Source organism: Tropicimonas sediminicola, from assembly GCF_900188335.1.
In the GTDB taxonomy this organism is placed as follows: Bacteria; Pseudomonadota; Alphaproteobacteria; order Rhodobacterales; family Rhodobacteraceae; genus Tropicimonas; species Tropicimonas sediminicola.
Window position 1 is genome coordinate 487019 of sequence record NZ_FZOY01000001.1, and the last position, 22768, is coordinate 509786.

The 22768-nt window shown below is 66.1% G+C and carries 25 protein-coding genes; 8 read left to right on the top strand and 17 right to left on the bottom strand.

What is annotated here, in order from left to right; genetic code table 11:
- Positions 1-13: 13 nt before the first annotated feature.
- Positions 14-790 carry a formate dehydrogenase accessory sulfurtransferase FdhD gene (gene fdhD, locus CHB86_RS02355; protein ID WP_245837703.1) on the top strand — a complete coding sequence of 259 codons (777 nt, stop codon included), beginning with the start codon at positions 14-16 and terminating at the stop codon, positions 788-790.
- Positions 787-1014: a formate dehydrogenase subunit delta gene (locus tag CHB86_RS02360; protein ID WP_089230943.1), complete on the top strand. Its 228-nt coding sequence runs from the start codon at positions 787-789 to the stop codon at positions 1012-1014. The genes fdhD and CHB86_RS02360 overlap by 4 nt, the downstream gene beginning before the upstream one ends.
- Positions 1015-1079: 65 nt before the next feature.
- On the opposite strand, the gene phaZ is transcribed toward CHB86_RS02360, so the two are convergent.
- The gene (gene phaZ / locus CHB86_RS02365) at positions 1080-2363 is read right to left on the bottom strand and encodes a polyhydroxyalkanoate depolymerase (RefSeq protein ID WP_089230944.1); all 1284 of its coding nucleotides are present in this window, start codon (positions 2361-2363) and stop codon (positions 1080-1082) included.
- A 105-nt stretch (positions 2364-2468) separates the two neighbouring features.
- On the opposite strand from phaZ, the gene phaC reads away from it, so the two are divergent.
- The 4 genes from phaC (at position 2469) to CHB86_RS02385 (ending at position 6592) form a co-directional block, all read left to right on the top strand.
- Complete coding sequence (gene phaC / locus CHB86_RS02370) at positions 2469-4262, top strand: class I poly(R)-hydroxyalkanoic acid synthase (protein WP_089230945.1); 1794 nt, start codon at positions 2469-2471, stop codon at positions 4260-4262.
- Between the two features lie 130 nt (positions 4263-4392).
- Entirely contained in the window at positions 4393-4842 is a 450-nt protein-coding gene (locus CHB86_RS02375) for a Phasin (protein WP_089230947.1), read from the top strand.
- Between the two features lie 144 nt (positions 4843-4986).
- A complete protein-coding gene (gene phaR, locus CHB86_RS02380) occupies positions 4987-5538 on the top strand; it encodes a polyhydroxyalkanoate synthesis repressor PhaR (RefSeq protein WP_089230949.1) in 552 nt (183 codons plus the stop codon).
- A gap of 76 nt (positions 5539-5614) precedes the next feature.
- Positions 5615-6592: a LysR family transcriptional regulator gene (locus tag CHB86_RS02385; RefSeq protein ID WP_245837704.1), complete on the top strand. Its 978-nt coding sequence runs from the start codon at positions 5615-5617 to the stop codon at positions 6590-6592.
- Between the two features lie 9 nt (positions 6593-6601).
- Here the strand turns inward: CHB86_RS02385 and CHB86_RS02390 are convergent, their stop codons facing one another.
- The 16 genes from CHB86_RS02390 to secG all read right to left on the bottom strand — a co-directional run bounded on the left by CHB86_RS02390 (position 6602) and on the right by secG (position 20986).
- Entirely contained in the window at positions 6602-7804 is a 1203-nt protein-coding gene (locus CHB86_RS02390) for a DegT/DnrJ/EryC1/StrS family aminotransferase (RefSeq protein ID WP_089230951.1), read from the bottom strand.
- 109 nt (positions 7805-7913) lie between these two features.
- Complete coding sequence (locus CHB86_RS02395) at positions 7914-9272, bottom strand: glutamine synthetase family protein (protein WP_089230952.1); 1359 nt, start codon at positions 9270-9272, stop codon at positions 7914-7916.
- A 3-nt stretch (positions 9273-9275) separates the two neighbouring features.
- A complete protein-coding gene (locus CHB86_RS02400) occupies positions 9276-9956 on the bottom strand; it encodes a type 1 glutamine amidotransferase (RefSeq protein ID WP_089230954.1) in 681 nt (226 codons plus the stop codon).
- Between the two features lie 45 nt (positions 9957-10001).
- Positions 10002-11336 carry a glutamine synthetase family protein gene (locus CHB86_RS02405; protein ID WP_089231587.1) on the bottom strand — a complete coding sequence of 445 codons (1335 nt, stop codon included), beginning with the start codon at positions 11334-11336 and terminating at the stop codon, positions 10002-10004.
- 51 nt (positions 11337-11387) lie between these two features.
- Positions 11388-12227: an ABC transporter permease gene (locus CHB86_RS02410; protein WP_089230955.1), complete on the bottom strand. Its 840-nt coding sequence runs from the start codon at positions 12225-12227 to the stop codon at positions 11388-11390.
- Positions 12224-13102, bottom strand: a complete 879-nt coding sequence (locus CHB86_RS02415) for an ABC transporter permease (RefSeq protein WP_089230957.1) — start codon at positions 13100-13102, stop codon at positions 12224-12226. The genes CHB86_RS02410 and CHB86_RS02415 overlap by 4 nt, the downstream gene beginning before the upstream one ends.
- 89 nt (positions 13103-13191) lie before the next feature.
- Positions 13192-13908, bottom strand: coding sequence for a transporter substrate-binding domain-containing protein (locus tag CHB86_RS02420; protein ID WP_089230959.1), 717 nt, complete (start codon positions 13906-13908; stop codon positions 13192-13194).
- A gap of 48 nt (positions 13909-13956) precedes the next feature.
- Complete coding sequence (locus CHB86_RS02425; protein WP_281251204.1) at positions 13957-14736, bottom strand: ABC transporter ATP-binding protein; 780 nt, start codon at positions 14734-14736, stop codon at positions 13957-13959.
- 99 nt (positions 14737-14835) lie between these two features.
- On the bottom strand, positions 14836-15594 hold the full coding sequence (locus CHB86_RS02430) for a phosphate/phosphite/phosphonate ABC transporter substrate-binding protein (protein ID WP_089230962.1): 759 nt from the start codon (positions 15592-15594) through the stop codon (positions 14836-14838).
- 1 nt (position 15595) lies between these two features.
- Complete coding sequence (locus CHB86_RS02435) at positions 15596-16036, bottom strand: tellurite resistance TerB family protein (protein ID WP_089230964.1); 441 nt, start codon at positions 16034-16036, stop codon at positions 15596-15598.
- Between the two features lie 54 nt (positions 16037-16090).
- Positions 16091-16552 carry a tellurite resistance TerB family protein gene (locus CHB86_RS02440; protein ID WP_089230965.1) on the bottom strand — a complete coding sequence of 154 codons (462 nt, stop codon included), beginning with the start codon at positions 16550-16552 and terminating at the stop codon, positions 16091-16093.
- A gap of 54 nt (positions 16553-16606) precedes the next feature.
- The gene (locus CHB86_RS02445; protein ID WP_089230967.1) at positions 16607-16900 is read right to left on the bottom strand and encodes a DUF1330 domain-containing protein; all 294 of its coding nucleotides are present in this window, start codon (positions 16898-16900) and stop codon (positions 16607-16609) included.
- 27 nt (positions 16901-16927) lie between these two features.
- On the bottom strand, positions 16928-17626 hold the full coding sequence (locus tag CHB86_RS02450; protein ID WP_089230969.1) for a hypothetical protein: 699 nt from the start codon (positions 17624-17626) through the stop codon (positions 16928-16930).
- A complete protein-coding gene (locus tag CHB86_RS02455) occupies positions 17626-18558 on the bottom strand; it encodes a PhzF family phenazine biosynthesis protein (protein ID WP_089230971.1) in 933 nt (310 codons plus the stop codon). Before CHB86_RS02455 ends, CHB86_RS02450 begins: the two co-directional genes overlap by 1 nt.
- A gap of 217 nt (positions 18559-18775) precedes the next feature.
- Complete coding sequence (locus tag CHB86_RS02460; protein WP_089230972.1) at positions 18776-20419, bottom strand: CTP synthase; 1644 nt, start codon at positions 20417-20419, stop codon at positions 18776-18778.
- 198 nt (positions 20420-20617) lie between these two features.
- Positions 20618-20986 carry a preprotein translocase subunit SecG gene (secG, locus tag CHB86_RS02465; protein WP_089230974.1) on the bottom strand — a complete coding sequence of 123 codons (369 nt, stop codon included), beginning with the start codon at positions 20984-20986 and terminating at the stop codon, positions 20618-20620.
- A gap of 171 nt (positions 20987-21157) precedes the next feature.
- Here secG and CHB86_RS02470 point away from each other — a divergent pair, with 171 nt between their 5' ends.
- Positions 21158-22450 (top strand): adenylosuccinate synthase, encoded by a 1293-nt coding sequence (locus tag CHB86_RS02470; protein WP_089230975.1) that lies wholly within the window; start codon positions 21158-21160, stop codon positions 22448-22450.
- Between the two features lies 1 nt (position 22451).
- On the top strand, positions 22452-22724 hold the full coding sequence (locus CHB86_RS02475) for a DUF2842 domain-containing protein (protein WP_089230977.1): 273 nt from the start codon (positions 22452-22454) through the stop codon (positions 22722-22724).
- Positions 22725-22768 lie beyond the last annotated feature (44 nt).

Genomic DNA, 22768 nt, shown 5'->3' on the forward strand with positions numbered 1-22768 from the left:
GATGGGCCGGCACATGCCCATCCCGGTGACAGGCCAGGCCGGCCGCCTCCTTGTAGAGGAGGTGCCGGTGGCGCTGGTCTACAACGGCTCCACCCATGCGGTGATGATGGCCACCCCCGCCGATCTGGAGGATTTCGCGGCCGGCTTCTCGATCTCCGAAGGGATCGTGGAGCGCGTCGGTGACCTTGGCGAGATCGAGATCGTGCCGCAAGGGGAAGGCGTGGAGTTGCGGATGTGGCTCGAGGAGCCCTTCGCCGCGCGCCTTGCCAATCACCGACGCGCCATGGCCGGCCCGGTCGGCTGTGGCCTCTGCGGGATCGACTCGATCGAGGCGGCGCTGCGTCCGCCCGCGCCGGTCTTGACCCGCGGCCTCGAACTCACCTCGGCCGACCTGCGCGAAGCCCCCGCCGCGCTGCGCCGCGCCCAGCCCTTGCACGACGCGACGGGCGCCGCCCATGCCGCCGGGCTCTGGCGTCCTGGCCAGGGCCTTGTCCGCCTGCGCGAGGATGTCGGCCGGCACAATGCGCTCGACAAGCTCCTCGGCGCCACGCTCAAGGCGGGCGAGACCGGGGCAGGGGCGGCGGTGGTGCTGACCTCGCGCGTCTCGGTGGAGATGGTGCAGAAGGCCGCGGCCCTCGGCGCCGAGGCGATCCTCGCCGTCTCCGCCCCCACGACGCTGGCGGTCCGCATGGCGCAGGACGCAGGGCTGACGCTGATCACCAATCTCAAGGGTGGGGAAGGCCGCGTCCTTGCCCACCCGACGCGCCTGAAGGAGCTGTCGTCCCGATGAGCCAAGAAAAAATCGCCTACATGGCCAACCAGATCGCCACCGCCTTCGCCACACGGCCCGAGCCGGAGGCGGTGGAGGCCGTGGCCGCCCATATCAACCAGTTCTGGGAACCGCGGATGCGCCGGCAATTGCTCGACCTGCTCGCGAGCGAGGACGTCGTTCTCTCGGATCTCGTCCGCAAGGCCGGCCCAGAAATCCGCAGGCCCGCCGCTTCTTCTGTCTGAAAATATCCTCGGGGGGAGCGGCCCGCTTCGGGCCGCGAGGGGGTCAGGCAGCCCCCGTCCCGAACTTATCGTGCGTGCAGCGACTTGATGTTGGCGAACTTCATCTTGCGCCGGTCGTGGGTCATGTTCTCGTCGATGAACTCCAGCACCAGCGGGCGGATGTTGTTGCGCCAGGACTTGCCGGCAAAGATCCCGTAGTGACCCGCACCGGGCTCGAGATGGCTGGCCTTCTTGCTGTCGTCCAGGCCGGTCAGCAGGTTCAGCGCGGCAACGCATTGGCCGGGCGCCGAGATGTCGTCGTTCGCGCCTTCGACCGTCATCACCGCGACATCGGTGATCGCGCCGATATGGACCCGCTTGCCCTCGACCTCGAAGATGTCCCGCGCGATCTCGCGGTTCTTGAAGTTCCGCTCGACGGTCGAGAGGTAGAATTCCGCCGTCATGTCCATGACTGCAAGGTATTCGTCGTAGAACCGGTTGTGCCGGTCGAACTCGCCGGCCTGCCCGCGGGCCACGCGCACGATCTGGTCGAAGAAGGCGGTGGCATGGGTTTCGGAGTTCATCGCCATGAAGGAGGCGAGCTGCTGCAGGCCGGGATAGACCATCCGCCCGGCGCCTGCGTACTTGAAGCCGACGCGCTGCACGACGTGTTGTTCGAGCTGGCCCATGGTCACGGTACGTCCGAAATCCGTCACCTCGGTCGGGGCCGCGCCGGGGTCGATCGGACCGCCGATCAGCGTCAGCGAGTTGGGCTGGGCCGCCGGGTCCTCTTCGGCGAGATAGGCCGTGGCGGCCAGCGCCAGCGGTGCCGGCTGGCAGACCGCGATCACGTGGGTGTCCGGTCCGAGGTATTTCATGAACTCGACGAGGTAGAGGACGTAATCCTCGATGTCGAACTTGCCGGCGGAGACCGGGATGTCCCGGGCGTTGTGCCAGTCTGTCGTGTAGACCTCGCAATCGGGCAGCAGCGAGACCACGGTCGAGCGCAGCAGGGTCGCGTAGTGACCGGACATCGGAGCCACAAGCAGCACCTTGCGCGGCATCTGCGCCCGGCCCTGGACCTCGAAGTGGATCAGGTCGCCGAAGGGTTTCTTGATGCTTGTGATCACGTCCACGAGGTGGTCGCGGCCATCCTCGCCGACGACGGAATGGATGTTCCAGTCCGGCTTGGCGATCATCCGCTGGAAGCTGCGTTCGGTCACCTCGCCCCATGCGGCGCCCATCTGGATCATCGGGTTCATCGACAACCCGAAGATCGGATAGGAGCACACGGCCTTGGCGGTCGAGCCGAGCCACTCGTTGGTGACGCGCATGCTCTCCATGAGGTCGTAAGTGGCCATGTACTTCATCGCGGACTTTCTCCGTTTGGGGGGCGCCCGGAACAAATGGTCGCTTTGCCCGTCCCGAACTGTGAATATATTCACCGGAACGAAGCTACTGGAAAAGGGCCTTCCATGACAACAGATCATGAGACCGATGCGAACCAGGACGTGCTTACGTCGAATCTCGCCAAGATAGAGGCACTTTCGCAACGCCTCGTCGCGGCCCTTTCCAAGCAGAGGCAGATCGACCCGTCGCTTCAGGGGCCGAGCCACGAACTCTACATGAAGGCGGCCTCCGCCTACATGACCGAGTTCATGCGCAATCCCTCGAAGGTGTTCGAGCACCAGGTGAACTACTGGGGCAAGACGCTGAAGCACTATATCGACGCCCAGCATGTCCTGACGTCCGGCCAGCTCCGCGCACCGGAGGACGCCACGCCCAGAGACCGCCGCTTCGCCGGGGAGCTCTGGCAGACCCATCCCTATTTCAACTACATCAAGCAGCAGTACCTGCTGACCAGCGAGGCCATCAACAGCGCGGTGGCCGATCTCGATCACCTCGATCCGCGCGACAAGAAGCGGCTGGAGTACTTCACCCGCCAGATCGTCGACATGATGAGCCCGGCCAATTATCTCGCGACCAACCCAGAGGCGCTGCAGAAGGCGGTGGACACCGAGGGCCAGTCGCTGGTGGACGGGCTGGAGAACCTGGTGCGCGACCTGGAGGCCAATGGCGGCGACCTCGTCGTCACCCTGGCCGACAAGGACGCCTTCCGCGTCGGCGAAAACCTCGCCACCACGCCCGGCAAGGTCGTCTTTCGCAACCGGCTGTTCGAGTTGATCCAGTATGCGCCGACCACCGAGACGGTGGCCCGCACGCCGCTGCTGATCTTCCCGCCCTGGATCAACAAGTTCTACATCCTCGACCTGAAGGCGAGGAACTCGCTCATCAAGTGGATCGTCGACCAGGGCTACACGCTCTTCGTCGTTTCGTGGGTCAATCCCGATCCCTCCTATGCGGATGTGGGCATGGATGAGTATGTCGAGGAGGGCTACCTGACGGCCATCGAGCAGGTGAAGGAGATCACCGGCGAGCCGAAGATCAACGCGATCGGCTATTGCATCGCCGGAACCACGCTCAGCCTGACCCTGGCGCTGATGAAGAAGCGTGGCGACAAGTCGATCCGCTCGGCGACCTTCTTCACCACGCTCACCGATTTTTCCGATCAGGGCGAGGTGGGCGTGTTCCTCGAGGACGATTTCGTCGACGGGATCGAGGAGGAGGTGAACCGCAACGGCGTGCTCGACAGCTTCTTCATGTCGCGCACCTTCTCCTTCCTGCGCAGCAACGACCTGATCTACGCACCGGCGATCCGCAGCTACATGATGGGCGAGGCGCCGCCCGCCTTCGACCTGCTCTACTGGAACGGCGACGGCACCAATCTGCCGGCCCGGATGGCTGTGGAATACCTGCGCGGGCTGTGCCAGCGCGACGAGTTCGCGGGCGGTGCCGGCTTCGAGATATGCGGCGAGACGGTCTCCATCGCCGATGTGGACGTGCCGCTCTGCGCCATCGCCTGCGAGACGGACCATATCGCCGCCTGGAAGTCCTCCTACCGAGGTGTGCGGAAGATGGGCGCGCGCCAGAAGATGTTCATCCTATCGGAATCCGGCCACATCGCCGGGATCGTGAATCCACCGTCCAAGATGAAATACGGCCATTACACCAACGAGGACCTGTCGCTGGAGCCGGAGGCCTGGCTGGACGGTGCGGACTACACCGAGGGCTCCTGGTGGCCGCGGTGGGAAGCCTGGCTGAAGCGGCGTTCGGGCGCCCGGATTCCGGCGCGCGAGCCGGGAGATTCGAAGCACCCGCCGCTCGCCGATGCGCCCGGAACTTACGTAAAGGCAGAAAAGAGCCTGTAAGGTATTCTGAATGCCTCATTTTTCTGCACTGCAGCAAAAAACTTGAAATGCTGCGCTGCAGCATGTATATCTCGGTCATGGAAATTCAGGGCGCCCGGCGGGTCCGGTCGCACCAATAAGGAGCAAGACCATGACCAAGACCGACGATATCACCAAGATGATGCAAGACATGCTGGCCGCCTTCCCGGTTGACGCCACTGCCATGCAGGACGCCTTCAAGACCCAGGCCGCTCTGGGCGAGAAGCTCTCCAAAGTCGCCATCGAAGCCGCCGAGAAATCCACCGAGATCTCCTCGAAGTGGACCAAGGACACCCTGGCCAAGCTGACCGAAGTCACCAAGCTCAAGGACGAGCCGGCCGACTACCAGAAGGCCATGACCGACTACGCCTCCGCCCAGGCCGAGATGGTCGCCGAGACCATGGCTGCCTTCGCCGAGGTCGCCAAGAAAGTGCAGATGGAAACCGTCGAGCTGATGCTGGCTGCGGGCAAGGACATCTCCGAAGATGCCACCGCCGCCGTGAAGAAGGCCACCGCAGACGTGACCACCGCTGCGAAGAAGGCCACGACCGCCGCCAAGTAATCGCGGTCGAAAAGCTTCCGTGCCACTGTCCTCCTCCCTGAGTGGCGTGGAGCTTCGGGCGGGCTTGCCACCGGCAAGCCCGCTCTTTCTTTTTGTTTCACGGTGGTCTACGCTTTGCTGCACCGCAAAAGGGGAGGGTTCTGCGTGGCCGAAGATTCACCGCTTCTGATCAAGCGCTATGCGAGCCGTCGGCTCTACAATACCGAGACAAGCGACTACGTGACGCTTGAGGATATTGCCGGGTTCATCCGGGACGGCCGCGAGGTGCAGATCGTCGATCTGAAATCCGGTGACGACCTGACCCGCCAGTATCTGCTGCAGATCATCGCAGAACACGAGAGCAAGGGCGAAAGCGTCCTGCCGATCAACGTTCTGACCGATCTCGTGCGCAGCTATTCGACCTCCGCCACATCGGTCGTGCCCCAGTTCCTCGCCATGTCCTTCGAGATGCTCCGCGACGGGCAGTCGAAGATGATGGAGAACATGGAAAAGATGAATCCGATGTCCACCATGCCGGGGTTCGAGGCGATGAAGGCGCAGCAGGCGGCCTTCATGAAGGCGATGACGGGCGGCATGGGCAACTGGCCGCCGCGGGCCTCCGAAGGCGAGGGTCGCGAAGGCGGTGGCGAGGATCTCGACGAGATCAAGAACCAGCTTGCCGATCTGCAGGCCAAGCTGGCACGGATGAACAAGTAATCCGGTCGCGGCCGGGCCGGCCCTGCCGCCGTCCCGCGACCACCCGAGGGATCGCCTTGCCACGGAAAGACCGCGGATGACCGGACGGATGACCGATGCCACCGGCCGGGTGACCCTCTGGGGAATTGAGGTCTTTCTGGCGGTGGCCGAAGACGGCTCCGTGTCCGCAGCGGCCCGCAGGCTGGGCGCCAGCCCCTCAGGTGTCAGCCAGCAACTCAGCAACCTGGAAACCGCACTCGGCCGACAGCTCATCGACCGCGCCCGCAGGCCGGCACGGCTGACTGCTGCCGGGAACATCTTTCGCAGGCGGGCCCAGCGGATCTGGAACGAGGCGATGCAGGCGCGCGCGGAACTGCTGTCGGGCGATCTGCGCAACCTGACGGCCCTGCGCCTCGGCATGATCGAGGATTTCGACGCCGACGTGACGCCCCGGCTCCTGTCGGACATGGCGGACGAGCTGACGGAGTGCAAGTTCCTGCTCGAGACCGGGCCGAGCCATCGCCTGCTGGACCAGCTCGAGAGCAACGCGCTCGACGTCGTCGTGACGGCCGAGCTGGAAGGGGCGCGGGCGGAGTGGATGGAACTGCACCCGTTGATGGAGGAACCTTTCGTGGCAGCGGTCCCGCGCGGTTTCGATCCGGGGCAGGACGTGCTGGCCGGCCTGCGCGCCTTGCCGTTGATCCAGTACACCGAACGTCACCTGATGGGACGGCAGATCGTGGCTCACCTGACGCGGCACCGGGTCGAACTGGACCATCGGTTCGAGCTCGATTCCTACCACGCGATCATGGCCATGGTGGCCTCCGGTGCGGGCTGGACGATCCTGACGCCGCTCGGATACCTCCATGCCCGCCGGTTCCGCGACGAGGCCGAGCTGCTGCCGCTGCCGATCGAGCCTCTGAAGCGGCGCATTCTACTGTCGGCGCGCAGCGAAGCCCTGCAGGACATGCCGAGCCGGCTGAGCGAGCGGCTCAAGCCGTTGCTGCAGGAGATGATCGTGGAGCCCGCGATCGCGCGGACCCCGTGGCTCGAAGGGGCGCTTCGGGTTCTGTAGGCGGCGCCGTCAGGTACCGTAGGCCAGCTCGGCTTCCATTGCCCGGTCCGCGGCGGCGACAAGGGCGTCAGCGATGAAATCCAGCTCCGCGCGGGTCAGTCGGGCCGGCAGCCGCACGTCGCAGGCGCGCATCAGCATCGCTCGCGTCTCGGGCAGTTCCGGGACGCCACCTTCGATGAACTGCCAGTTCCAGAAGGCGCGGGCGTTGTCGGTGCTCATGCCGAAGACCTGCACCTTCACGCCGCCGGCGTAGGCGGCCTCGACAAAGCCGGCAACCTGCGCGTCGGACATGCCGACGAGGTTGAACTGGATCGAATCCGGGGCCCGCAACTCCAGTGCGAGCGGCGGCGGTACGTCGAGCCAGGGCGAAACGTTGAGGCGCTCGGCCACGTAATCGTGGTTGGCACGCCCGTCCGCCACGCGCCGCGGGACCTCGGCAAGCTGCGGACGGATGATCGCGGCGGAGAGGTTCTGCAGGCGCAGGTTGTAGAGGGGCAGGCGGTTCTGCCAGCGAGCGACGGCCTCGGCCAGCACATCGTGCTTCTTCCAGTTGTGCTCGTAGGCGCCGGACATGATGATCGCCCGCGCGATCAGGTCGGCGTCGTCCGAGATCATGATCCCGCCCTCGCCGGCATTGACCAGCTTGTAGGACTGGAACGAGAAGCAGCCGATCTTGCCGATAGTGCCGATCTTGCGGCCGGACCAAACGGTGCCGAGCGAATGGGCCGCATCTTCGATCACCGGGATGCCGCGCGCATCGGCCAGCGCCATGATCGCGTCCATGTCGGAGGTGTGCCCGCGCATGTGGCTGATGAGGACCGCGCCGATCTCGTCGGTCAGCTTGGCCTCGAAATCGGCCATGTCGACGCGGTAGTTCGCGCCCACTTCCACGAGCACCGGCTGGCAATCGGCATGGATCACCGCGGAGGGCACGGCGGCGAAGGTGAAGGCGGGGATCAGCACCTTGGCGCCGCGCGGCAGGTCGAGCGCCTTGAGCGACAGGAAGAGTGCCGCCGAACAGGATGACACCGCCAGTGCGTAGGTGCTGCCCATCATCTCCGCGAATTCGCGCTCGAGCAGGGTGACGGGCGCATCCTGCGGGGCGGTGTAGCGAAACAGGTCCCCCGATTGCAGAAGCCGGTCGATCTCGGCCCGGGCGGCCTCGGGGATGGGTTCTGCGTCATAGACGTTGGGGGCGAGCGCCTGGGTCATGGGGTGGCCTTCTTTCGCTGCTTATTCGTGAAAGCTGTAGAATACTTTCAGGAAGCGTGAAAGAAAAATCCGGGCATGCCGACGCGACGGCGTGATCTCGCCGCCGCGCTCAGACGTTGAGCAGAAGGTGTTCGCGTTCCCAGGGGCTGATGACCTGAAGGAATTCGGTGTACTCGGCTTCCTTGACCGCCGCGTAGACCTTGCAGAACTCCTCGCCCAGCACGTCGCGGACAGCCGTTGCCTCGGCAAAGAGCGGCAGCGCCTCGCCGAACGTGCGCGGGATGCCCTCGTCACTGTCGTAGGCGTCGCCGTCGAAGGCCGGGGCGGGAGGGAGCTTCTCCTGCATCCCCAGCCAGCCACAGGCCAGCGAGCCGGCGATGGCGAGATAGGGGTTGCAGTCCATGCCGGCGATCCGGTTCTCGACCCGTCGTGAATGCGGGCTGGAAACCGGCACCCGGAGGCCGGTGGTGCGGTTGTCCCGGCCCCATTCGAGGTTGATCGGGGCGGCGAAGTCACGGACGTAGCGGCGATAGGAATTCACGTAGGGCGCCAGCAGCGCCACGACGGAGGGAAGGTGCCGCTGCATCCCGCCGATGAAATGCAGGAAGGCTTCCGAGTCCTCCCCCTGCTCGTCGGTGAAGATGTTGCGTCCGCCCTTGGTCTCGACCACCGAGTGGTGGATGTGCATGGCGCTGCCGGGCTCGTTCTGGATCGGCTTGGCCATGAAGGTGGCGTAGCAATTGTGCCGGAGCGCCGCCTCGCGGATCAGGCGCTTGAAATAGAAGATCTCGTCGGCCAGCCGCACGGGGTCGCCGTGGCGCATGTTGAGCTCGATCTGACCGGCGCCGCCCTCCTGCATGATGCCGTCGATCTCGATGCCCTGTGCCTCGGCGAAATCGTAGATGTCGTCGATCACGGGGCCGTATTCGTCCACGGCGGACATGGAATAGGCCTGCTTGGCGGCGGCCTTGCGGCCGGAGCGCCCCATCGGCGGTTCGACCTCCTTGGCGGGGTCGGTGTTGGGCGAGACGAGGTAGAATTCCATCTCCGGCGCCACGATCGGCGTCAGCCCCTGTTCCTCGAACAGCCCGACGACCCGCTTGAGCACGTTGCGCGGCGCCGTGGGCACCGGGTTGCCGTTCTGGTCGTGGATCTCGTGGATCACCTGCAGGGTCCAGTCGGCCGTCCACGGTGCGGCAGTGGCGGTGCTGAGATCGGGGGTCAGCACCATGTCCGGCTCGGTGTAGGGCATGTCCGGAATGTCGGTCCAATCGCCCGTGATGGTCTGCAGGAACACGGAGTTCGGCAGGTAGAAATGTGTTTGCTTGGCGAACTTGGGTCCCGGCATCGCCTTGCCGCGCGCCACGCCGGCAAGGTCGGCGATCACGCATTCAACCTCGTCGATCTTGCCTTTCTCAAGGTAGGCCTGGGCGGCTTCGGGCAGCTTGTCGAGGAGGTCGTGGACCATCGGTCACTCCTTTCGGGCGTTCAGGAAGAATTGCGCGATCCGGTGGCCGAAGGCGGCGTTGCTGTCGGGCTGCCCCAGGGCTGCGGCCGCGCCCTGCTTGATCTCGTCGGGCAGGTTCGCGCCGCGAGTGCGGATCAGCCCCTCGATCTCGCGTGACGAGAACTCGGGATGCGGCTGGATCGTGTAGATGCTGTCGCCGTAGAGCAGGGCCGCGTTCTCGCAGAATTCGGAGGATCCGACGAGCTTTGCCTCGGCCGGGCGGCGGGTGACCTGGTCCTGGTGCCAGGCGTTGAGCAACACCTCCTCACCATCGAAATCGTAGGGCTGCCGGCCGACGGACCAGCCGCCGCCGAACTTCTCCACCGTGCCACCGAGCGCCTTGGCGATCACCTGGTGGCCGAAGCAGATGCCCACGAGTGGCCGGCCGCTGGCCTTGATGTCGCGGACGAAGGCTTCCAGCTTCGGAATCCACGGCAGGTCCTCGTAGGCGCCATGCCGGGAGCCGGAGATCAGCCAGCCATCGGCCTCCTCCGGGCTGTCGGGAAAGACGCCGTCGACCACCGACCACGTGGTGAAGTCGAAGCCATGCCCGTCCAGCATGCGGGCGTAGAGGTCGGAATAGGTGCCGCTCTCGGGGACCAGTTCGTCCGGGAAATGGCCTGCCTGAAGGATACCGATGCGCATGTCTGACGCTGTCCTGTTCGGGGGGATGCCTGACGCGGGGCCGCGTCAGACGGTGTCGATATAGAGCTCGATCTGCTCGGCCTTGGAGGTTTCCTGCATGTAATGCAACTCCTGCCGCTTCGTCATCACGTAGTTCTGGATCAGTTCCGGCGCAAAGATGCGGGCGGTTTCCTCGCAGGATTCGAACCGGTCGATCGCATCCTTCCAGTTGGTCGGGATGCTCGGCAGGTCGAGCTTGTAGGCATTGCCGGTGATCGGCTCGGGCGGCATCTTGCCGTCCTCGATCCCGTTCATCGCGGCGCCGAGCACGGCGGCGATGGTGAGGTAGGGGTTCACGTCCCCGCCCGACAGCCGATGCTCGATCCGCCGCGCGCGGTGGTCGCCGCTCGGCACCCGGACGGCGGTGGTGCGGTTCTCGTAGGCCCAGCAGATGCCCGTCGGCGCATGGGCGCCGGGCACCATCCGGTCGTAGCTGTTGGCATGCGGGGCGTAGATCAGCGTGCTGCCCGGCATGGCATTGAGACAGCCGTTGACCGCGTGCAGCAGCAGGTTGCTGCCGGTGTCCGTGCCGTCGTCGAAGATGTTGTTGCCGTTCTTGTCGAGCACCGAGAAGTGCATGTGCAGCCCGGAGCCGGCGTAATCCTCATAGGGTTTGGCCATGAAGCTCGCGGCAAAGCCGTGGCGCCGCGCGAGGCCCTTGACCAGCATCTTGAACAGCCAGGCGTCATCGGCGGCGCGCAGGGCATCTTCCTGGTGCATCAGGTTGATCTCGAACTGTCCGGTGCCAGCCTCAGAGATCGCGGTGTCGGCGGGAATGTCCATCGCCTCGCAGGCGTCGTAGAGCTCGGTGAAGAACTTGTCGAACACGTCGAGCGCGCGCAGCGACAGGATCTCGCCCATCATCCGGCGCTTGCCGGTCCGCGGCGAGGGCGGGACGCGCAGCTTCTGGCCGCTGTCGTCGATCAGGAAGAATTCCAGTTCCACCGCGACGACGGGCGTCAGCCCGCGGTCGGTGTAGCGGGCCACCACGTTGGCCAGCGCGTGCCGGGGGTCGCCCTCGAAGGGGCGGCCGTCCTCGTGGAACATCCAGATCGGCAGCAGGCCGGTGGGCGTGTCGAGCCAGGGCATCGGCAGGAATCCCCGCTCGGTCGGCAGCAGGACCCCGTCCCGGTCACCGGTGGCGAGCACCAGCGGGCTGTCGTCGATATCCTCGCCCCAGATGTCGAGGTTGAGCACGGACATCGGGAAGCGGGTGCCGCCCTCGATCACCTTGTCGGCGAAACGTACCGGCACGCGCTTGCCGCGCGGTTGCCCGTTGAGGTCGGCCGCAGCCACCCGGATTGCCTGGACATGCGGGTTCTTCCGCAGCCAGTTCTTCATCAGCAATTGATCGCGTATCACGGTTGTCTCCGAAATATGATCAAATTGCTACTACCGGATGAGGTTCAGGCGCAAGGCGATTTTGCGGCGCTTCGTCTGGGGCAGGTGCCGGTTGAGGCGCTTGTTGATCAACCCGAAGATGGTGATGATCACCAGGGTCATCGCCACGAAATAGCCCGCCACGATCGGGTAGGGGATGAAGGGGTTGAAGGTCTTGTCGGCGAAATAGCTGGCGTAGTAGAGCGCGTCGCCCATCTGCTTCCAGGCCGGGAAACCGGAGAAGAAAACCAGCGTCGTGGCGTGAAACAGGAAAATCGCCTCGTTGGTATAGGAGGGCCAGGCCAGCCGCAGCATGGTCGGCCAGGTGATGCGGCGGAACCTGTTCCAGCCGGTCAGGCCATAGGCGTCCGCAGCCTCGAGGTCGCCCTTGGGCACCGAGCGCAGCGCGCCGTAGAAGATCTCGCCGGAATAGGCGGCGGTGTTCAGGAACAGCACAATCACCGCGCCGAGCCATGCACGGGTCAGCCAGCCGGTCGTGGCGCTGAACTCCACTCCGAGGAAGGTGAACTCGATGCCGATCTTGGGCAGCAGCACGAAGGCCTCGTAGGCCAGGAAGAACTGGATGAAGAGCGGCGAGCCCCGGAACACGAAGATGAACCATTCGGCCGGCTTTCGGATCCAGCGGTTCGGCGTGTTCTTGGCCACGGCCAGCCCGGTTGCGAGAAAAAAGCCGAGGATCAGGGCGATGGCGGCAAAATAGATGTTCCAGATCAGCCCCGAGCCGATCAGCACCACCTGGTCGCAGAGCGTGATGTCGGCCTTGGGCAGCAGCCGTTCGCCGTAGCCCAGCGAGCGCAGCCCGTAGGCCTGGAAGGTCTCCCAGCAGGTCATGCCTCGCGCCTCATGGCTTCGCCGGCCGCAGTGGCCTGGCCGTGGGAGAGGCGGCGGGTCAGCCGCTCGATGACGATCTCGGAGACCCGGGTGAAGGCCAGGTAGAAGACCAGCAGGAACAGGAAATAGTAAAGCCGCCAGTCAGGGTGCGGGTAGTCGTAGATCGCGGTCTTGGAGCCGCCGAGTTCGCGGGCCCAGTAGACGATGTCGCGCACGCCGAGCAGGAACAGCAGCGGGGTCGCCTTGATAAGGATCATCCACAGGTTGCCGAGCCCGGGCAGGGCATAGATCCACATCTGCGGCACCAGGATGCGCCAGAAGGTCTGCCGATTCGACATGCCATAGGCATGGGCCGTTTCGAGCTGCGCCTTGGGCACGGCATTCATCGCGCCATACAGCACGTTGGCGGCAAAGGCGCCGAAGACGATGGCGAAGGTGAACACCGCGATGGAGAAGTTGTAGGTCTCGTGCACCCACTGGGGCGCGGTCGAGAGTGGCATCTTGGCCTCGGGGCACACGAGGAAGTCGTTGCCCTGGCGGATCGGATCGGTCCAGTCGGGGCAGAGCGCCTGGTGGCGCAGCCACTCGATGCCCTGGTCGAGCGCGATCACGAAGAACAGGAAGAAGACGATGTCGGGCACGCCCCGCACGATCGAGGTGTAGAGCTTGCCGAGCCAGGACAGCGGCAGGAAATGCGAGCGCGAGGCCACGGCGCCGCCAAAGCCGAAGGCCAGCGAAACAGGGGCGGTGATCGCCAGCAGCAGCAGCACCGTCCCGAAGGACTGGTAGAACAGCATGTGCTTCCCGCTGGTCAGGTAGCAGGACAGCCAGGCGATGCCTTCGAGCGTCGATGGATCGGAGCAATAGGAGAAGATGGCGCTCTACCTCCGGGTCGGGCCGGGACGGCCCGCCTTGTTGGACGAATGTGCCGGGGCAGGGAGCAGACCCGCCCCGGCAAGCGGCATTACCACTGGGAGCTGACTTCCCACTTGGCAATCAGCTCGTTCAGGGTGCCGTCGTCCTTCATGGACTGGATGGCCGCGTCGAACTTGGCCTTCAGCTCGCCATCGGATTCGCGCAGGCCCATGCCCACACCGCCGCCGAGCGGAACCGGGTCGCCGATGATCATCATCTCGGCTTCGGCATCGGCGATCGGCTGCAGGAAGGAGGCGTCGGCCAGGACCGCGTCGGCCTCGCCGTTGCGCACCGCGGCGACGGTCTCGTCCGGCGTGGCGAACTCGACCAGCGTGGCGCCGCTCTCGGCGACATGCGCGGCCTGGATGGTGCCGGTCTGGGCGGCCACGACGGCGCCGGTCAGGTCGATGCTGTCGTCCATGCCGACGTAGAGCGACGGATCCGGCGGCGTGTAGGCCTGGGTGAAGTCGATGACCGCATCGCGCTCGTCGGTGATCGACATGCCGGCGATGATCGTGTCGTAGTTGCCCGAGGTCAGGTTCGGGATGATCGAATCCCAGTCATTGGTGACCCACTCGCAGGTCAGCTCGGCGCGCTTGCACAGCTCGTCGCCCAACTCGCGCTCGAAGCCGTCCACTGCGCCGGAATCGTTGATGAAGTTCCACGGAGGGTAGGCGCCCTCGGTGCCCATGCGCACCACGTCCTGAGCCATGGCGAAGCTGGCGGACAGTGCCAGCACCGCGGTGGAAAGGATCACTTTCTTCATTGGTCTTGGTCTCCCGGTTGGTGATCTGTTGTTGGTCTGCTGTGCGGATCAGAGCTCGATGCTGTGCGACAGGAACTGCATCAGGCGATCCGTCTTGGGGCTGCGGAACAATGTCTCGGGCGGGCCTTCCTCCTCGATCTTTCCCTTGTGGAGAAAGACCACGTGGTCGGACACGTCCGCGGCGAGCCGCATGTCGTGGGTGACGAGCAACATGGTGCGCCCTTCCTGGGCGAGCTGCTTGATGACCTTTACCACTTCCTGCTCGAGCTCGGGGTCGAGCGCGGAGGTGGGTTCGTCGAACAGCAGCGCCTTGGGCTCCATCGCCAGCGCCCGCGCGATCGCCGCGCGCTGCTGCTGGCCGCCAGAGAGCTGCGCGGGGTAGACGTCGCACTTGTCACCGATGCCGACCTTGGCCAGCAGTTCGCGGCCGAGCGCCTCGACCTGGGCCTTGTCGCGCTTGAGCACGGTGACCGGCGCTTCCATCACGTTCTCGAGGATCGTCATGTGCGCCCACAGGTTGAACTGCTGGAACACCATCGACAGGTTGGTGCGGATGCGGATCAGCTGCTTGTGGTCGCCGGGACGGCGGTTCATGCCGGTCCCGCTCCACTTCACGGGTTCGCCCTCGAAGCGGATATCCCCCTGGTGGCTGTCTTCCAGCAGGTTGGCGCAGCGCAGGAGGGTTGACTTGCCGGAGCCCGAGGAACCGATCAGCGAGACCACCTCGCCCTTGCGCGCCACCATGTCCACACCCTTGAGCACTTCCAGCGCCCCATAGGTCTTGTGAAGGTCGCGGATCTCGATAACGGGCGGTGGGCTTGCGGTCACTGGTGGGCGGCTCTTGGTTATTTCAGTCGCAGAGTAGGGCGCAAATAACGGGCGATTGCAACGCGGAAAGGCAGTGTGACCCTGCGTGATCAGGCGTGATCACGCATATTCAAGGGCATATGCCTCAGGATCGGGCGGAATCGGGACCGCCATATAGTCGCTCAGCGGGATCTCGACGAAGCCGCGCGCCCCGAGAGCCGTGCGATGCTGCTCGGCCAGGTCCGCGATTCCCCCCGCGATGGCCCGCAGCAGGGCGCCGGCAAGTTGCGGCTGTGCCGTGACCAGCGCCTGACCGGGCGTGGCCGCGCTGCGCCCGACGATCTTCATGCCGCGGGCCAGGTCGGTATGGGCCTGGATCAGCCGCCAGCTGATGGCGTCGATGGCGGCGATCTCGGCCTCGCCGTCGCCGAGCGCGCGCACGCTGTCGCGGTGGCTGCCGGTTTCCCGACAGATCCGGAACCGGACCGGTGCAAAGGCGGCGACAGCCCAGCCGGAATGCGACACGGCCTCGTTGTAGACGAGGCTCGCACCCTCGAACTCGGCAAGCTGCGAGCGCGGATCGCTGTCCCGCACCACGAAGAGCGAATGATAATGGCCGGCGGGCGTGTCTTCGAGGCCGTAGTCGATCGCCCCGAGCAGGGTGACACTGGCGTGGAACTCGGTCCGCACAGGCAGGCCGCAAATCTGACCCAGCAGCAGGTCCGGGCTGCGCCAGAGAGCGAAGAGGTCGTCGCTGCGGGAAAGTTCGTCCGGCGCCACGATACCTTCGGCGCGCAGCCGGTCCCGGATCGCGGCCCAGAGCGCATCCGTCGCCTCCCGGACCCCGGGGTGGTCGTACATCGGCAGGGTGGCGATCATGTCAGCGGGGCGTTTCCACCCGCTGGCGGGCGAGCGCGCTGTCCCGGTCGTTGACGCCAAGCAGGTTGGCGACCAGACGGATCAGGGCATCTTCCTCGTCATCCCGCACGCCGTCCGCAAGAACCACCGCCCAGAGCGCCTCGACGACGCCGCTGCGGTCCTCGTAGGGGACGGCCTCCTTGATGGCGCGGGTGAAGCGCACGGTGTCGGGCGCCTGCCGCTCAAGCTCTTCCGCCTGGCTACGCAGGCTGGTCGCCTCGAACGGGGACAGGCCATAGCGCCGGGCCACGATCCGGTCGATCCTGTCGATCTCCGCCTCGGCATAATCGCCGTCCGAGCGGGCGACCCGCACCAGCAGCGCGGTCAGCGCCAGCCGCGCGTCCGGGTCCGGAAGCGTGGTCGGCGTGGAATCGGTCAGGATGCGGATCAGGTCAGCGAACATGAAATCGATATAGGGGCTTTGCCGGGCAGGGCCAATGGCGGAGTGCGAGGCAGGTCAGGCCGGGGGCGGGTCCAGCGGGTCGGCGGCGAGCGCCGCGGCATGGGCACGGCTCGCGGCGTCCGCATCGAGGCCGAGGCGCTCCGCGGCGCGGGCAAGATAGGCGCCCTCGACCTCCTTTTCCTCGCCATCGGACAGCGCGACACGCCACATCGCGATCAGCACGGCCTCCCGGTGCTCGTCGTCCAGCCGCTCGCGAACGGCGGCGGCGAACCGGCCGTCTTCCGGCGCCAGGTGCTCGAGCTTCTCGCTTTCCGCCCGCAACCGGGCGGCCTGCACGGGGTTGAGGTCGTACGTCGCAGCCAGGATCCTGTCGATCCGGCGGATCTCCTCCACGGCATAGCGCCCGTCGCTCTTGGCGGTGCGCACCAGAAGGCCGGCCATCGCATGGCGGCCGTCGAGTTCCGGCAGAGGGGCCGGGGAAGGAGAGAACAGGCGATTCAGCAGATCGGTGAACATGATCCAGATATGCCGCGTTGCAGCGCCTGCATCAAGCGTCGGGGTGCGGTGGCGTCAACCGTCATAGCCCTCGACGATCACAAGGTCGCCATCCGCAATCGGGTCGCGGATCGCCTTGGCCGCAAGGTGGTCGGGATCGTCGTAGCAGGCCATCGCATCGGCAAAGGTCGGGAATTCGATGACCACTGTGCGCGGGCGCAGCTCGCCCTCGCGCACGTCATACTGCCCGGCCCGGACAAGGAACCGGGCGCCATATCGCGCGAAAGGCTTGGCGGCGGCCTGCTTGTATTCCTCGAAGGCCTGCTGGTCCTTCACGTCCACATGGGCCACCCAATATCCCTTGAGCATCGTCAGTCTCCTCCGCTCCTTACAGGCTTATCCAAGCGGTCGCGGCTTGGCAAAGAGGATGTCGTCGATGGCGATTCCGCCCGGGTCGGTGTTGAGGATCAGCATCCCGGCGATGCCGGGGCCCGCCCCCTGCAGGCGATAGCCGAGTTCGGTGATTCCGGTGCCGGGGTGGTGGCTGAAATGGCCGAGGCGCTGGCCGTCGCGGGCCAGAAGCGTGACCTCGACGCTCCCCTGCGCCGCCGGGCCCGTGCCGAGCGGGGCGGCGTAGTCGGTATGGACGCGGAAGCCGGTCGCGGGCTGATCGGTGTCGAAGAGGATCGCCACCGCCCCCTCCCCGCGTGCCTCGAGCGCCGGGAAGCCGGCAGGGCCGAGCGGAAACAGGGCGTTGGAGCCGAAGCCGCGGTGCGACGCGACGCTCAGGTTCTGCCTCGGCGCGCCGCCCGCAATGCGGAGCCAGGGACCGTCCGGAGCGCCGGTGATCGTGTCGTGTCCGGTGCTGTTGGAGGAAACCTGTTGCCCGACGAAGCGCTCGCCGATCCATGCGCCGGAGGAATAGACCGGGCGGTCGAGGTTGAAGCCGGGCTCCGCCCGGGGCGGCAGCCGCTCGAAGTCAATCCGCCCGTCGAGGTCGTCACGCAAGACGCGGTAGTCCGCGATCTCGACATCGCCGGCCGTCGCTGCGGTGCCGAGGAGGAGCCCTAGCAGCCAGCCGAACCGTCGCATCATCAGCCCTCGCTTGCGCGCGGCGGCCTGATGCGGCCCTCGCCGATCCGGACCGCGCTGCCGCCGATCCGGACCCGGGTCAGCCGCCCGGTCTCGACCGTCGTCTCCAGCTCGATCCGGCTGGGCCGGCCCATCTCGGCGCCTTGCAGCAGACGGAACCGGGTGACGCCCTCGCAAGGAACGCCGGCCTGCATCAGCGGCGCAGCGAGTATGGCGCTGGCCGACCCGGTCGCGGGATCTTCGGGGATGCCGGCGGTCGGTGAGAACATGCGGGCCCGAAAATCGACGGCGTCCGCATCCTCGTTACCGCCGCGTGTATAGAGATAGGCGGAATCGACCTGCGCGGCGGCCATGAGTTCGGACCAATGCGGTTCGATCGGGCGGGCGGCGGCGAGTGCCGATCTGTCGGCCAGCGGGACGAACAGGAAGGCCGGCCCGCCCTGAAAGGCGCCGGGCAGATGGGCGTCGAACCCGATGCTCTCCTGCGGGAGGCCGAGCGCCGAGGCGATCAGACCGCTGGGCGCGCGGCCCGGATGCGGCACCGGCAGGACCGGGGCCTCGAACCGTCCGGAGGTCAGCCCTGCGCGCCGTTGCAGCGTGACCGGAACCAGCCCGGCCTCTTCCTCGAGGACCAGCTCGGCGTCGAAATCGCCCGTCCCGTGCTGAAGTTCGGCGAGCAGCGCCGCGCAGCCGAGCGTCGGATGGCCGGCGAAGGGGATCTCGGCGGTCGGAAAGAAGATCCGGACGTGCGCCGCGTGGCGTGCATCGCGCGGCGCCATCACGAAGATCGTCTCCGAGAGGTTGAACTCCCGCGCGATGGTCTGCATCTGCGCGGTCTCCAGCCCGTCGGCCCCGAGCACCACGGCGAGCGGGTTGCCGGCAAACGGCGTGTCGGTGAAGACATCGAGCGTGTGAAAGGGGAGTGTGTCGGTCAAGCGGACCTCCCGGACGGTGGTGGAACGGTCGGAGGGTGATCCATCCTTCCCGCGCTGTAAACCGGCGGCGGCGGAAGGCTCCCGCCGGGACAGGCCGCATCGTGGATGCGACCTCTCCCGTTGGGCGTAGCCGCGCGCGAGGCGCGCGCGGGCGATCTTTCGGACGAAAGATCGTGCCTCCGGCGGGGGTATTTCCGCCAAGAAGACAGGCGTTGGGTCAGACCAGCCGGCTGTTGTCCTTGGCCGCGCGGATGAAGTCGCGGAACAGGGGGTGGGGGTCGAAGGGCTTGGACTTCAGCTCGGGGTGGAACTGAACGCCGATGAACCAGGGGTGGTCCGCTACCTCGACGATCTCCGGCAGGCGACCGTCCGGCGACATGCCGGAGAACTTGAGCCCGTGCTCCTCGAGCTTGTCCTTGTAGCGGATGTCGACCTCGTACCGGTGGCGGTGGCGCTCGTCGATCGCGGTCCGGCCATAGATCTCGGCCACGCGGCTGCCGGGGGTGAGCACGGCGTCGTAGGAGCCGAGGCGCATGGTGCCGCCCTTGTCGTCATCGACCTTGCGCTCGACCCGTGCGTTGCCCTGCACCCATTCCTTGAGGTGATAGACCACCGGCGTGAAGCGTTTCTTGCCCGCCTCGTGGTCGAATTCCTCGGAGCCGGCGTCTGCCATGTCGGTGAGGTGGCGCGCGGCCTCGATCACTGCCATCTGCATGCCGAGGCAGATGCCCAGGTAGGGTACCTTGCGGGTGCGGGCGAACTCGGCGGCCTTGATCTTGCCTTCCGTGCCGCGTTCGCCAAAGCCGCCGGGCACGATGATCGCGTGGTAGGGCTCGAGATGCGGGACGCAGTCTTCCTTCTCGAAGATCTCGGCGTCGATCCACTCCGCATTGACCTTGACCCGGTTGGCCATGCCGCCGTGGGTCAGCGCCTCGGCGATCGATTTGTAGGCGTCTTCGAGTTGCGTGTACTTGCCGACGATGGCCACCCGAACCTCGCCGTCGGAATTGTGGATGCGGTCGGAGACGTCTTCCCAGCGTTCCAGATTCGGCTTCGGTGCGGGAGAGATGTCGAAGGCGTCGAGGACCGCCTGGTCCAGCCCCTCGCGGTGATAGGCCAGCGGCGCATCGTAGATCGACTTGAGATCCTGGGCGGCGATCACAGCCTCCGGGCGCACGTTGCAGAACAGCGCGAGCTTGTCGCGTTCCTTCTGGGGAATCGGCATCTCGGAGCGGCAGACCAGCAGGTCGGGCGCGAGGCCGATGGAGCGCAGTTCCTTGACCGAGTGTTGCGTCGGCTTGGTCTTGAGTTCGCCGGAGGCCTTGATGAAGGGCAGCAGCGTCAGGTGCATGAAGATCGACTGGCCGCGGCCCTTGTCCTGGGCGAACTGGCGGATCGCCTCGAAGAACGGCAGGCCCTCGATGTCGCCGACGGTGCCGCCGATCTCGCAGAGCATGAAGTCGACCTCGTCCTCGCCGATGGCGATCCATTCCTTGATCTCGTTGGTGACGTGCGGGATCACCTGGATCGTCTTGCCGAGGTAATCGCCGCGGCGCTCCTTTTCCAGCACGTTGGAATAGATCCGCCCGGAGGAGACCGAGTCCGTCCGCCGCGCCGCCACGCCGGTGAAGCGCTCGTAGTGGCCGAGGTCGAGGTCGGTCTCGGCGCCGTCGTCTGTGACGAAGACCTCGCCGTGCTCGAAGGGGCTCATCGTGCCCGGGTCGACGTTCAGGTAGGGGTCGAGCTTGCGCAGCCTTACACTGAATCCGCGCGCCTGCAGCAGCGCGCCGAGGGCGGCGGATGCCAGCCCCTTGCCGAGGGACGAAACGACGCCGCCTGTAATGAAGATGAAGCGTGCCATAGGTGGCCGACCCCCGTGATCTGGGCGCGGTTCCTGGCCTTGGAGCGCGCCGGTTTCAGCAGCAAGAATGCGTTCCGAGAAACGCACCATCACGGGACTCGGATTTTAGAGGATTCGCCGTGACAGGGCAACAGCACCTCTAGATGCTGTTGTCGAATTCTGGATGTATGCAAAGCCTAGTGGCTTGTTGGTGACGCCTTACTCCGCAGCCTGCGGCACCAGCGGCGTGTTGCCGGACGGTGCGGGCGGCAGCAGATCGCTGGCCGACGGTGTGTCGGTGACCGGGGCCTGAACCGGCGCGGGCGCGTCGGTGATCCGGTCGACGACCGATGCGGTATCGGAATTCGCGGCGGCGAGAATCGTCAGCGTGATCGAGGTGATGATGAAGGCGATGGCAAAGAGCCAGGTCATCTTGCCGAGCGCGGTCGCCGCGGCGCGACCAGACATGACACCACCGCCACCGCCACCGCCCATGCCCAGGCCGCCGCCCTCGGAACGTTGCAGCAGCACGATGCCGATCAGGCACAGGGCCAGGATCAGGTGGACGATCAGGATGACGTTTTCCATGCACGGAGCCTCGAATTCGGATGCGGGGTATCTAATGGGAAGCCCACCTGCCCGCAACCCCTTGGGGCCGGCGTTTCGTCCAAGCTGGGCCAATGCGTCAGAATGGAGGTTTCCGCCCCGCTCCGCTACCGCTATACCGGCGCGGGTTTTCTGCCAGCCAAGGAGATGGATATGGCCAATGTCGTCGTGGTCGGCGCCCAGTGGGGCGACGAGGGGAAGGGCAAGATCGTTGACTGGCTGTCGGAACGTGCCGACGTGATCGCCCGTTTCCAGGGCGGGCATAACGCCGGCCACACGCTGGTGATCGACGGCGAGGTGTTCAAGCTGTCGCTGTTGCCGTCGGGGATTGTGCGCAAGGGCAAGATCAGCGTGATCGGCAACGGTGTCGTGCTGGATCCCTGGGCGCTGGTCTCCGAGGTCGAGAAGCTGGCCGCGCAGGGTGTCGAGATCACGCCCGACAACCTGATGATCGCCGAGAACACGCCGCTGATTCTGCCGCTGCACGGCGAGCTGGATCGTGGCCGCGAGGCGCAGAACTCGGTGGCCAAGATCGGCACAACCGGACGCGGTATCGGCCCTGCCTACGAGGACAAGGTCGGCCGGCGGGTGATCCGCGTCGCCGACCTCGCCGACGAGGCGACGCTGCAGACGCGTATCGGGCGGCTGCTCGTGCACCATGACGCGCTGCGCAAGGGGCTGGGCCTGCCGCCGGTCGATTCGGACAAGCTGCTGGCCGACCTGCGCGAGATCGCGCCCAAGGTGCTGCCCTACGCGAAGCCGGTCTGGCGCGAGATGAACATCGCCCGCAAGGCCGGCAAGCGGATCCTTTTCGAGGGAGCGCAGGGTAGCCTGCTCGACGTCGATTTCGGCACCTATCCCTACGTGACCTCCTCCACCACGCTCTCGGGCAGCGCCGCCGCAGGCACCGGCATGGGGCCGGGCTCGATCGACTTCGTGCTCGGGATCGTCAAGGCCTACACCACCCGCGTCGGCGAAGGCCCGTTCCCCTGCGAGCTCTTCGACAAGGTGGGCGAGCACCTGGCGACCGTGGGCCGCGAGAAGGGCACCGTGACGGGCCGTTCCCGTCGCTGCGGCTGGTTCGATGCGGTCCTCGTGCGGCAGACCTGTGCGCTCTCCGGCGTGAACGGTATCGCGCTGACCAAGATGGACGTGCTCGACGGGCTCGAGGAGCTGAAGATCTGCACCGGCTACGAACTCGACGGTGAGCGGCTGGACTACCTGCCGACCGCGGCCGACCAGCAGGCGCGCGTGACCCCGATCTACGAGACGATGGAAGGCTGGAGCGAGAGCACGGCTGGCGCGCGCAGCTGGGCCGACCTGCCCGGCGCGGCGGTGAAGTATGTCCGCCGGATCGAGGAGTTGATCGAGTGCCCGGTCGCGCTACTTTCCACCTCGCCCGAGCGTGACGACACGATCCTCGTCACCGATCCTTTCGCGGACTGACATGACCCTGAGCTACAAGGCGCGGCGGCGCTGGTCCCTCTTCATTCTGCTGGTCGGCATGCCCGCCTACGTGGTGGGCGCCGTTACCGTGGTGAACGCGCTGGAGCGGCCGTCGATCCTTGTTGAGTTCCTGGTCTACGTGGTGCTCGGGGTGGCCTGGGTCCTGCCGTTCCGCTTCGTCTTTCGCGGGATCGGCAAGCCCGATCCCGACGCGGATGCCGGGGCGGGCGAGGCGTCGCCTCCTTCCGCTTCGGACGCCCCCGAGGACAGATAGACGGCGCCGGAGCGCCGCTCCCTGAAAAGTAAAAGGACGAGGGC